Source organism: Pedobacter gandavensis (assembly GCF_014172405.1).
Classification (GTDB): Bacteria; Bacteroidota; Bacteroidia; order Sphingobacteriales; family Sphingobacteriaceae; genus Pedobacter; species Pedobacter gandavensis.
In genome coordinates, this window is the sequence record NZ_WNXC01000001.1 from 1,398,423 (window position 1) to 1,410,594 (window position 12,172).

At 41.9% G+C, this 12,172-nt stretch carries 6 protein-coding genes; 5 read left to right on the plus strand and 1 reads right to left on the minus strand.

From position 1 onward, the window contains the following. Positions 1–37 precede the first annotated feature (37 nt). The 3 genes from GM920_RS05615 (at position 38) to GM920_RS05625 (ending at position 3,774) form a co-directional block, all read left to right on the plus strand. Positions 38–2,206: a S46 family peptidase gene (locus GM920_RS05615; RefSeq protein ID WP_182954266.1), complete on the plus strand. Its 2,169-nt coding sequence runs from the start codon at positions 38–40 to the stop codon at positions 2,204–2,206. A gap of 67 nt (positions 2,207–2,273) precedes the next feature. Then, positions 2,274–2,525 (plus strand): hypothetical protein, encoded by a 252-nt coding sequence (locus tag GM920_RS05620; RefSeq protein WP_182954269.1) that lies wholly within the window; start codon positions 2,274–2,276, stop codon positions 2,523–2,525. Positions 2,526–3,201: 676 nt separating this feature from the next. After that, positions 3,202–3,774 (plus strand): hypothetical protein, encoded by a 573-nt coding sequence (locus GM920_RS05625; protein WP_182954271.1) that lies wholly within the window; start codon positions 3,202–3,204, stop codon positions 3,772–3,774. A gap of 502 nt (positions 3,775–4,276) precedes the next feature. Here the strand turns inward: GM920_RS05625 and GM920_RS05630 are convergent. Then, the gene (locus tag GM920_RS05630; protein ID WP_182954273.1) at positions 4,277–4,501 is read right to left on the minus strand and encodes a CDGSH iron-sulfur domain-containing protein; all 225 of its coding nucleotides are present in this window, start codon (positions 4,499–4,501) and stop codon (positions 4,277–4,279) included. Between the two features lie 412 nt (positions 4,502–4,913). Here GM920_RS05630 and GM920_RS05635 point away from each other — a divergent pair, with 412 nt between their 5' ends. Continuing rightward, the gene (locus GM920_RS05635) at positions 4,914–5,099 is read left to right on the plus strand and encodes a hypothetical protein (RefSeq protein WP_231635066.1); all 186 of its coding nucleotides are present in this window, start codon (positions 4,914–4,916) and stop codon (positions 5,097–5,099) included. Between the two features lie 395 nt (positions 5,100–5,494). After that, positions 5,495–12,163: a polyketide synthase gene (locus tag GM920_RS05640; RefSeq protein ID WP_182954274.1), complete on the plus strand. Its 6,669-nt coding sequence runs from the start codon at positions 5,495–5,497 to the stop codon at positions 12,161–12,163. Positions 12,164–12,172: the final 9 nt, after the last annotated feature.

Here is a 12,172-nt window from a genome sequence, read left to right on the forward strand (position 1 = left end):
CTAAGTTTGTGGTTTTATAATCACATACACCAACGAAATGAATAAGAAAATCTTATTAATGACTTCCCTGCTCGCTTTTGGCGCGGTCTTCTCCAGCTATAAGCTTTGGGACGAAGGGATGTTTCCTTTAAGCGAGATTAGCAAACTTGACCTAAAGAAAGCAGGCTTAAAGATAAATCAAAATGAAATTTACAATCCTAACGGCACCAGTCTGGTAGACGCATTGGTGAACGTAGGAGGATGCACCGGATCCTTTGTTTCCGGAGAAGGCCTGATCATCACCAACCACCACTGCGCTTTCAGTGCTGTACAATTGGCCAGTACACCAGAACACGATTACCTGACCAATGGATTTGTAGCCAAATCACACGAAGAAGAAATTGAAGCAAAAGGACTAACCTGCCGCATCACGGACAGCTACGAAGATGTATCAGACAAAGTACTAGGTGCTGTAGCACAAATAGAAGACCCAGCTTCAAGGCTACAAATCATCAACAATACGATGAAAAACATTGCTTTGGAAGCGGAAAAGAAAGACCCAAGCATCAAAGCGGAAGTATCGGAAATGTTCATCGGAAAGACCTATGTACTTTTCCGCTACAAAACCATCCAGGACGTTAGACTCGTATACGTACCTAACCGTCAGATTGGCGAATTTGGAGGGGAAACCGACAATTGGGTATGGCCACGTCATACCGGAGACTTCTCTTTTATGCGTGCTTATGTAGCTAAAGATGGTTCTCCAGCAAAGTATTCTAAAGATAATGTTCCTTACAGCCCTAAGAAATTCCTTAAAGTGAATCCAAAAGGCACAAACGAGGAAGATTTTGTATTCATTCTGGGCTACCCCGGAAAAACTTTCCGCCACCGTCCGGCTGAATTCATCCAATACCAGCAACAATTCTTATTGCCATACACCTCAGAACTGTATGATTTCCAGAATACCACCATGGAAAATGCAGGTAAGAAAGACAAAACCACAGAGATTAAGCTGGCTACCAGAATCAAGAGAAATGCCAATGTACTAAAGAACTACAGAGGCAAACTTCAAGGATTAAAAGGAATTGACCTGATTGCTCAGAAAAAACAAGAAGACGCTGCACTTGCCGAATTCATCAACAACAATGTAGACGTTAAAGCAAAATACGGCACATTAATGACAGATATTGACAACCTATACAAACTGATCAACGGAGATGCACAAAGAGATCTATGGTTCTCTCAAATCTACAATTCAACCAGCTTATTGGGTGTATCCAGAAACATCAACACCTTCAAAGCCGCGCTTGATGCTCAGCCAGTAGCTCAGAAACAAGCTTTCTTTGACAAAAACATCGACAAACTTAAACAAAGTCTGGCTGCAAATTACGAAGCATACGACCTGGATGTTGACAAAAAGATCTTGAAAAGAATGCTTTCAGATGCCGCAGCGTTCAATCCGATGCAAAAAGTAACTGCAGTAAACAAAATCACCAGCAAAGGAACCAATAGCAACACGGTTATTGACCAATTTATTGACAACAGCATCGGATTAAGCAAGCTTAAAGACGAATCTTACGTGATGAATACCCTATTAAAATCACCTAAATCAATTGCTGATTACAACGACGGCTTATTGTTGTTTGAAAGGGACATTGCGAAACAAATCACTGAAATCAAGCCCGAGAAGGACCGCAGAGAGGGCCTTCTAAACAAGCTAATGGGGGATTACGTGAACGTAAAAGAGAAATTCATGAAAAAGGACTTCATTCCTGATGCCAACAGCACCCTGCGACTTACCTACGGATACGTAAGAGGATACTGGGCTGCAGACGCGTCTTACATGAGGCCATACACCACCGTTAAAGGCATTCTAGAGAAAGGAACTACCGGAAACCCAGATTTCGGTTACCCTGCACAAATCAAGGCCCTATGGGACGCTAAAGACTTCGGTCCATATGCTAAAAAAGACCTGAACGATGTTCCGGTTGCTTTCTTATACAACATGGATACCACCGGAGGGAATTCAGGATCACCAATCATGAACGCTTATGGCGAACTGATCGGTGTCAACTTTGACCGCGCTTATGGCGCAACAATCAATGATTATGCCTGGAACGAAAGCTACAGCAGATCGATTGGAGTAGACATCCGTTACGTATTATGGGTAGCTTCAAAAATCGACAAAGCCGACTATCTGATCAAGGAAATGGGCGTTAAATTATAAGTCAAATTTTAAACTATCGGGCCGTCTTTAACTCGCTTGAAGACGGCCCTTTTTATAACCACATCACATGAGAGTAATCGCAGAACTACCGCATCCAGAATGCAAAATCACCCTGTTCAACATGAACCAGAAATACATCATTAAATTCGAACAAGGTGGACTGGAGCAGAGCTACAAATTATCAGAACTAGACCTTACGGGCGGTGGAGCAAATGAGATTTTCCAGATCCTGGACGAGGAGTTCATCGCAACTGTCGTGGCAAGATTCAAAGGCATGAGAGCTGATTTTTCAGCAGCTTATCAACGCCAGCAATATTAGTAGACATCCAGACACCTAACTATCTGTAAAACAATAGATTTAACATCATAGCAGAATTTAATTCTGCAAAAAAAGCCTTAAAAAGGAACTCAAAATTCACCCTATATTCAGTAATACATTAACAAAAACCAACTAAATACACTGAAAAACAAACAGTTAATGTAGTATACAAAACTTTATATGGCGCGCTAAATTAGCCAAATATTAGGGAGGTTTTGAGTTTCAAGGGGTTTCAGCAGCACAAATAGAGGGCAGCAATAAAGGTAACTATTATCTTCCAAAAACACAGTCTTCCCTCCCATTTCTTAGCTAATTGGAACAGCTTTCTACACTTGGTGCACACTCCCATCTCCCCCGCTATTCAAACCATTCCCAGCTCGATTCAGGATTTCAATTCTTGAGGAGAGATCCAAATTTCTCCTCAAAAAAAAACAATGCTGCACGCTGCTTTCAACTTAAAGAATCCACCAGTGCAACTCTTGCTTAGTAAGCGAATCAAGGGAAATTTAATGTCAGAAATTCAGCGTCTGCAGCAGCCCAGAACCAGCCTCAGGAACCATCGGCCAAGTGCACAGCCAGATTGAATTCTCTTACCTGCTGGCCCCTTGATCTAAGGCAAATCAAAACTTTATCATCTGCTTTATGAATCTGCCTCTTAATATGTACTTTTGTTATTATGAAAGCGAACTTACTTTTAATAGCAGCTACCCTTCTACTGGCTTTATCTGCCTGCAATAAAATCTCAGAAAGCATCCAGCGCGACGTCATTATTAAGCCAGACTCCATATTGTTTTCCATCCCCCCTAAGGCATCAAGTCAAGATTCGGCAATCATCAATGACCTACCTACTACCGTAAACATCATCAACGAAATCAATAACCTGGGTGGAGAGACCTTCGGCCTGGATAACATTACCAATGTCCGACTTTCGAATATCAGCATCACCTATGTGCCGAAAACAAAAGACAGTGTTGACACTAAAAACAACTTCAGCAATATTGGGTCCATTATGCTCAACCTCAACAACGGACTAAAAAGAGACAGTTTGGCCAAGGTTGTGAATACAGGTTCAATAGATGCAGTCAGCAGAATCTTCACGCTAACACCGGTGATGAAGGAAGAGCTCCTTAAAGAATACCTTAACTTAGGAAATTTAAAATACAGTCTGGTAATTAAGTTTAGAAAACCAACTACAGATACCATCAAAGCAAAGATCAGTGCAAGCTACACCTTAACACTTAAAAAATAGCTTTTTCTTGAGCAAGCAGCTCAGCGCATGTTTTCTAAAAAAAATAGAATAATCTCTTACGGGGAAAATATTATTTCCAACTCATTCGAATCGATTTTTTATAGACTTCTCTCCTAAACACCTCCTTATTTAATATAAAATACGGGTAGAAAAGACTGTTTTCTACCCGTATTTTAACCGTCCAAACAAGGCTATTTGTTTTGCTATTGTTTTGCTTTTCTTTTGCTATTGTTTTGCTTTTCCTTTGCTCAAGCAAAACAATAGCAAAACCACAACAAAAGAGCTGCATGACTACAGAAAAGTAAAATTTAACGCAATCAGCAATTAACTACTAATTAATAACCCTGCTAAAATCAAAGCCAACACCAGGGTTTCAGATACCAGGCAGAAAAGTCCGCTGAGCTTTGCGGAAATGACGGCGAAACATGAAGCTATAAAACAAAATAGGGTGCCCAAAATTAATTGGACACCCTATTTTCTAATGGGCTGACAATCGCCTGATTTAAACTTTTCTTGGAGGAAGTTCGAAAGCAACGGCTTCATGCTCAAAATGACCGCGGTGTGCGCCATCACAGAAAGGTTTGTTAGCAGACAATCCACAACGACAGATCGACAAGGTTGTTCTACCTTGCAATCCATATTCATTTCCTTGCATATCTACAATTTCAAAGTCTCCTTCGATCTTTACAGATCCGTTGTTATTTATGGTTAATTTCGTTTTTGACATCTTTAAATATTTTTGACAAAAATAGAAATTGCAAACTCAAACACCGCGGCTGATTGCAATTTAGATTCATTCACATTAAGCCCTAAAAGACGTTCAAACATCAGCTTTCCTCAATAACCACGATTTAACAATGTTCAGAATTGATTATGAACTTAAAAATGTTTATATTTGCATGAAACGGGATATCATTACAACTATTCTCTTACTACTTACCCACTGATCAATCTTTGATTAGGTTTCAATTTCTCCAGGTTGCTGATCCGTTGCCTCCCGAGAATTAAATTACATTCTAGCCATTATTGATTCATAGAGGAATCAAATAATTAAGCACCATAGAATAAGGTAAAACCAGAGGAGAAGGTTATTTTTTAACTAATACATTGAATTTATGGCTAAATCTCAGGCTACCTTCATGAAGAAGCAACTAGAAAAAAACAGGCAGAAGAAAAAAGAAGATAAAGAACATCGCAAGCAAGAGCGTCAACAAAATTCTACTGGTGGTGATCTGGAAAGCATGATGGCTTATGTGAATGAATTCGGGGAGATTGTATCTACTCCACCGGAAAAGGCCCCAGAAAAAGGACCAGAAAAGAAATAATAAAACAAGAGAGCTGCTACAAAGCGGCTTTTTTTGTACACTATTGGGTATAGAACGCCACAATTACAGGCATTAAACCCCTATGACCCTCCTTCCCGTTTCTTCAACGGGATTTTTTTTTCTTTTTTTTAAAAAAAAAGCAATGATATTCTTCATTTATTTTCTCTCAACAGCTATCCTTGTAAAGGTTTACAAAGTTAAGTTGAACACTAACACACAGCGGGTTACACTCCATTTCAAATACCTGTTGTTTATTTCCTTAAAAATAAACCTGCGATTTTAGTATTTTTGGTCAGGGGAAATTATGTAATTTCCCCTGACCAATATAATTTTAGAAAAATAAGCCTGTTTTTTGCTGAACAACAAAGTAAACAAGAGATTAAACGTTAATCAATATGAATAACCTCTCCAATTTTTCGGATAGAAATACCATTCTGGATTTGTTCTCTGAACAAGTCAAAGAAACACCCCATCATACTGCCGTATTATTTGAAAGCCATGCCTTAAGCTATCAGGAATTAGACCAGATTTCTAACCGACTTGCGCATTACCTGATCGGTAAAGGAATACATCAGGAAACTTTGGTGCCCATTTGCTTGAATAGCCCTGAAAGCATGTTGATCAGTATTTTAGGCATCCTAAAAGCTGGAGCAGCCTATGTACCCGTTGATGAAGATTTCCCCCTGGCCCGCATGAAATACATGGCTCAGGACAGTGGTGCTTCCCTGGTGATTACCGATTTGAAATCCTTGCCCTTTTTAACCGCAGCCTCTGGCCTGCAGGTCATTCTGGCGGATGAAGATTGGAGCATTACCGCCGAATTACCCGATACTCCAGTCGACATCACGATTGGTCCTGATCAGGCTGCCTATGTCATTTACACCTCTGGCTCTACAGGATTGCCTAAAGGCGTCTTGATTGAACATCATTCTTTAACAGACTATGTACTGGGCTTAGCAGCTCATTTACCCCTATCCAGTTGTAAAAACTATGCAGTAGGTGCCACTATGGCAACCGACCTTGGCAATACGGTTATATTTAGTTCATTGGCTCTTGGAGGCACATTACACCTGTTCAGTAAAGAAAACTTTAATAGCCCGGAATACATTCATCCTTATTTCGAGGATCATAAAATTGACTGTCTAAAGATTGTACCTTCCCATTGGAAGTCCTTAGCCCTGGATGGCCAGGATCTGATGCCACAACAGTTATTGATATTTGGAGGGGAAGCACTGAGTGCCAGCATGGTCAAAGAAATCAATCGTCCTGCTTCAAACACCTGCAAAATTGTAAACCACTATGGCCCTACAGAGACCACCATTGGAAAGCTGCTGCATTTGGTCAATGAAAATACCGTTTACGACCATACCATCCCCATTGGCAAACCTTTTACCAAGGCAAAGGTTTATATCCTGAATACTGCAGTCCAGGAGGCTGGAACAAATGAACCCGGAGAAATCTATATCGGTGGAGCGGGTTTAGCACGTGGTTATTTAAACCGTCCGGACCTCACGGAAGAACGCTTTGTGAAAGATTTCTTTAGTGATGAACCTGGAGCCCGTTTATACCTAACCGGTGATCTTGGCAAAAGACGTGAAGATGGGGAGATTGAATACCTGGGTCGAATTGATGATCAGGTGAAAATTCGTGGATATAGGATTGAGCTTGGAGAGATTGAAAGTATCCTTCAAACAGCTCCCGGAATCAAACAGGGTGTAATTTTAGCAAGAGAGAATCAGCTTGGCGACAAGAGGCTCATCGCTTATGTAGTGGTACAGGAAAACTACGATAAAAAAACATTGGTCAGCTATCTGGAAAGCAAACTGCCCAAATACATGGTACCTCAGCTGATTGTTCAGTTGGAGGCTTTACCTTTTAGTCCGAATGGAAAAGTAGATAAAAAAGCTTTACCTGATCCGGATGCTGCTACCCTCTTAACCAATCAGTATGAGGCGCCAAATTATGAAACAGAAAACAACCTTTCGGAAATCTGGAAAGAAATCCTTGGGGTAAGTAGAGTGGGTATTGAAGACAACTTTTTTGAGCTTGGCGGAAACTCCTTACTGGCACAAAAATCTGTTGCCTTATTAAAAACCAGATATGGCTTGCATTTACTGGTGACCAAGATTTACCAGTTCCCAACAGTTAAAGACCTTGCTGCTTTTATGGATGGCAAGGAAGTGGTTAAAACCTATAACCACCCCGGCAGAATTAAAAACGAAGATCAGGATGTAGCCATAATTGGCATGAGTGGTCGTTTTCCAGGTGCGGATTCCGTAACAGAACTTTGGGAACTATTAAAAGCAGGAAAAGAAAGTACGACATTTTTTAGCGACGAAGCGCTCGATCCGAGTGTGCCTGCAGCAGTGAGGAACAATCCTGATTATGTAAAAGCAAGAGGTATCGTAGCAGAGGTTCAAGGCTTTGATGCAGGATTCTTTGGCATTACCCCAAAACTTGCGGAGTTAATGGACCCTCAGCAACGCATCTTTTTAGAAATTGCCTGGCAGGTATTGGAGCAAACTGGTTATTCAACCGTAAATAATGAACTGACCACCGGCGTTTTTGCTGGTGTCCGCGTAAATACCTATTATGCCAATAACGTATTACCCAATCCGGAGCTCATTGACAATGTAGGTCGGTTTCAGGTGGTGACGGTCAATGATAAAGATTATGTATCCACCAGGACTGCTTATACATTCAATTTAAAAGGTCCGGCAGTCAATGTTCAGTCGGCATGCTCCACTTCGCTCCTGGCCATTGCACAGGCCGTACAGAGCATTAGAGCTGGTCAATGTGATATGGCGCTTGCCGGTGGTGCAACAATCAATGCCCCGGTAAATGTGGGACACCTTTATGAAGAAGGTGCAATGATGAGCAATGATGGCCATTGCAGGCCATTTGATGCTGCTGCTGAAGGTACCGTTTTTAGTGATGGTGCCGGAGTGGTCTTATTGAAAAACAAAGCCGCTGCATTAAGAGACGGAGACCTGATTTATGCGCTGATTAAAGGAGTAGGAATCAGCAATGATGGTGGTGGAAAAGGTAGTTTTACCGCGCCTAGCGCCGAAGGCCAGGCCGCAGCAATTCGGATGGCAATTCATGATGCCGCCATAAACCCCGCAGCGATCAGCTATATAGAAACCCATGGTACTGCAACCCCACTTGGTGACCCGATAGAAATTGAAGGGTTAAAACTCGCCTTTGGAAAACAAGAAAAAAACCAGTATTGTGCCATTGGATCTGTAAAAAGTAATTTCGGACACCTGACCTGTGCCGCAGGTGTAACTGGTTTGATTAAGGCCAGTCTAGCCATGTATCATCAGCAAATCCCTGCGAGTATAAATTATGAGCAGCCAAACCCAAATATAGATTTTGAGAACAGCCCTTTCATCGTAAATACACGTTTAAAAAGCTGGGAAGGCGATCATCGCCTTGCAGGAGTCAGTTCTTTTGGCGTGGGTGGCACCAATGTGCACCTGATTCTGGAATCTTATCCGCATCGGACTCCAGATCAAATTGCCAAAAACACAACACCTTCAGCACCCTCGCGTCCTTTACAATTGATCAGCTGGTCTGCAAAAAGCGAACAGAGTTTAAATCAATATGGCGAAAAATTGGCGGCTTACGTCACAGATGCCAAGGCCGTGTCTGTTCCCGACATTGCTTATACCCTAAACCAATTCCGACAAGCTTTTCCATTCCGAAGATTTATACTGGCTTCCGACCAGGAATCACTTAAAACAGCCTTACTAAAAGGCGGTAATTTAGCGCCTGGACAAACAAAAAAGAACCCAGGCATCATTAGAGAAACGGTATTTACCTTCCCCGGACAGGGCGCGCAATTCCCGGGTATGGGCAAGGCATTGTATGACCATGAACCCGTATTTCGTGCGGCAATGGACGAATGTAATGCGCTTTTAATGCCTAAACTGCAAGAAAGCCTGTTAGACGTAATCTATCCATCGGAAATCAATGCCGCCGCAGAAGCACGTTTGAAAAACACGAAATATAGTCAGCCCTCCTTGTTCATGATTGGCTATGCTTTAGGGAAATTATGGATGAGCTGGGGCGTTTATCCTTCCGCTTTCATCGGCCATAGCATCGGAGAATTTGTAGCCGCACATTTTGCAGGTGTACTCGACTTGCAAGATGCTTTAAATATCATTGCTACCCGCGGACAACTGATGAGTGAGCTTCCTGGTGGCAGCATGCTTTCTGTGCGTGAAAAGGCAGAAATATTAAAGCCGCTACTTTCAGAACAAATAGCAATCGCGGCAATAAATTCCCCAGACCTCTGTGTGCTGGCCGGAAATGATGATGCAATCACTGCGTTTACTGCCATATTGAACGAAAAAGAAATCGCCAACAGGCTATTACATACCAGCCATGCTTTCCATTCTTATATGATGGATCCTGTGTTGGAACCTTTTACCAAGGAGCTGTTACAATTGAAATTTAATGCGCCTCGTTTACCGATTTACTCCACGGTAAAAGGGCGCAAAATGACTGACCAGGAGGCTACAGACCCTTCGTATTGGGCCAAGCACCTACGTGCTACTGTGCTGTTTGACGATGCCGCAGCATTGCTGCTCGCAGAAAACGAAGGAAAAGCATTTATTGAAATGGGGCCTGGTAATGCTACGGCTACATTTTTACGTCAGCAACCAGCAGGAAAAAACAACCTGATCCTGAGCTCCCTGGAAATGCCAAAAGCGGATGAAACTGCTTTTCATAGTATTTTAAAAGCCTATGGACAGTTGTGGCTGAATGGATATCAACCCAATTGGGCTGCATTTTACAAGGAAGAAAAGCGCAATAAGCTAACAGATCTACCGACTTACGCCTTTAATAAAACAAAATATTGGGTTCAACCACCTGTTTCTACGCCCGCTGCACTATTGTCAGATTTTACAGCACCCGTTTTTACAGCAGAAACCTTAATTTCATCAAACCAACAAACTACACCCGTAATGAGAAAGCAATCCTTAATTAGTCAGATCAAAGACATTCTGGAAAACACGTCAGGAATAGATATGCAGGATGCTTCTGCGGAAATCAGCTTTATAGAAATGGGACTTGATTCCCTATTGTTAACACAAATTGCAATCGCCCTGAAGAAAAGTTTCCATGTGCCGATTACTTTTAGACAGTTAAATGAGGAGTTTAGCAATCTGGATTTGTTAGCCAATTACCTGGATCAACAATTACCTGCGGAAACAACGACTGCTCCAAATCCAGGATCATCTGCTATTCCTGAACCGTCACCCGCACTAAACGGCCATTCGAATATTGGATATCACCCACAAAATTCAGGGGCAGCAATCGACTTAATCAGTCAGCAGATACAGTTATTAGCCAAACAAGTTGCCTTGTTGCAAGGAGGAAATTCTATTCCATTACAAAACGGCAGTGTTGGGGTTAGCCCGGCAGTAACACCAAGGGAAGCTAGTCCAGCTCCTATAGCCAATGGAAAGACACCTGATTTAACTCCGGAAGAGCTGGTAGAGATTAAGAAACCTTTTGGCGCCAGTCCGAAAATAGAGAAACAATCAGCTTCTTTGAATCAGGAGCAACAACAATATCTGGATGAATTAACAGCAAGGTATACCGAAAAAACGAAATCCAGCAAGACCTATACTCAGGAAAACCGGTCTCACATGGCCGACCCAAGGGTTGTTTCTGGCTTTAAACCCGCGACAAAAGAGTTGGTTTACTCCATTGTAATCAATAAATCCAAAGGCAGTAAGTTCTGGGATCTTGATGGAAATGAGTACATCGACGCCCTAAATGGATTTGGTTCAAATATGTTGGGTTATCAGCCTGATGTGATTAAAAATGCATTATTAGCACAGATTGAAAAGGGTTATGAAATTGGCCCACAGCATGAGCTTGCCGGAGAAGTGAGTAAATTGATTTGTGAGTTCACTGATTTTGACCGTTCTGCCCTATGTAATACCGGTTCAGAAGCCGTTTTAGGTGCCATGCGGATTGCACGTACCGTAACTGGTAGGTCCTTGATTGTTGCTTTTACCGGCTCTTACCATGGAATTGTGGATGAAGTGATCGTAAGGGGTAGTAAAAAATTGAAATCATTCCCTGCGGCACCGGGAATTATGCCGGAAGCTGTACAAAATATGCTGATCCTGGATTATGGAACGGATGAATCTTTAAAAATCATCAAAGAACGTGCGCATGAGATTGCCGCAGTATTGGTTGAGCCTGTTCAAAGTCGCCGGCCAGAATTCCAGCCAATTGACTTTTTGAAAGCATTAAGAGTCGTAACGGAGCAATCTGGAACGGCACTAATTTTTGACGAGGTGATTTCTGGTTTCCGTTTTCATCCACGTGGCACCCAGGGAATGTTTGGCATTAAAGCTGACATGGGGACTTATGGAAAGGTAGCTGGTGCAGGAATTTCTATTGGCATAATCGCAGGAAAAAGGAAGTTTATGGATGCATTGGACGGTGGTTTCTGGCAGTATGGCGATGATTCAGTTCCTGAAATTGGGGTGACCTACTTTGCAGGTACTTTTGTTCGCCATCCCCTGGCACTTGCCACAGCAAAAGCTTCTTTAACTTACATGCAGGAACAAGGCCCTGGTTTACAATCGGGATTAAATGAAAAAACTAAGTACATTGCGGATACTTTAAATGGGATCATCAAACAGCTAGATGTACCGATGTTTATTGCACAATTTGGTTCACTATGGCGTGTTAAGTTTTTAGAAGACTATGCTTATACCGAGTTATTCTTTACATTGATGCGGCTAAAAGGCATCCATATTTTAGAAGGCTTTTCTTGCTTCCTGACCACCGCGCACAGCCAGGAAGATATTGACAAGATCATCCACACTTTTGAAGCCTGCTTAAGAGAGTTAAAAGCGGCTAATTTTATTCCAACCTATATCCACCCTGAAGTTCAGGAGGATATCGCTACAAAAATGAATACATATAATAACCCGCCCTTAACCAATGCCCGATTAGGAAAGGATAAAGATGGGAATCCGGCCTGGTTTATTGAAGATGAACAAAACCCGGGAAAATACCTCCAAATAAACTAAACAAGAAAT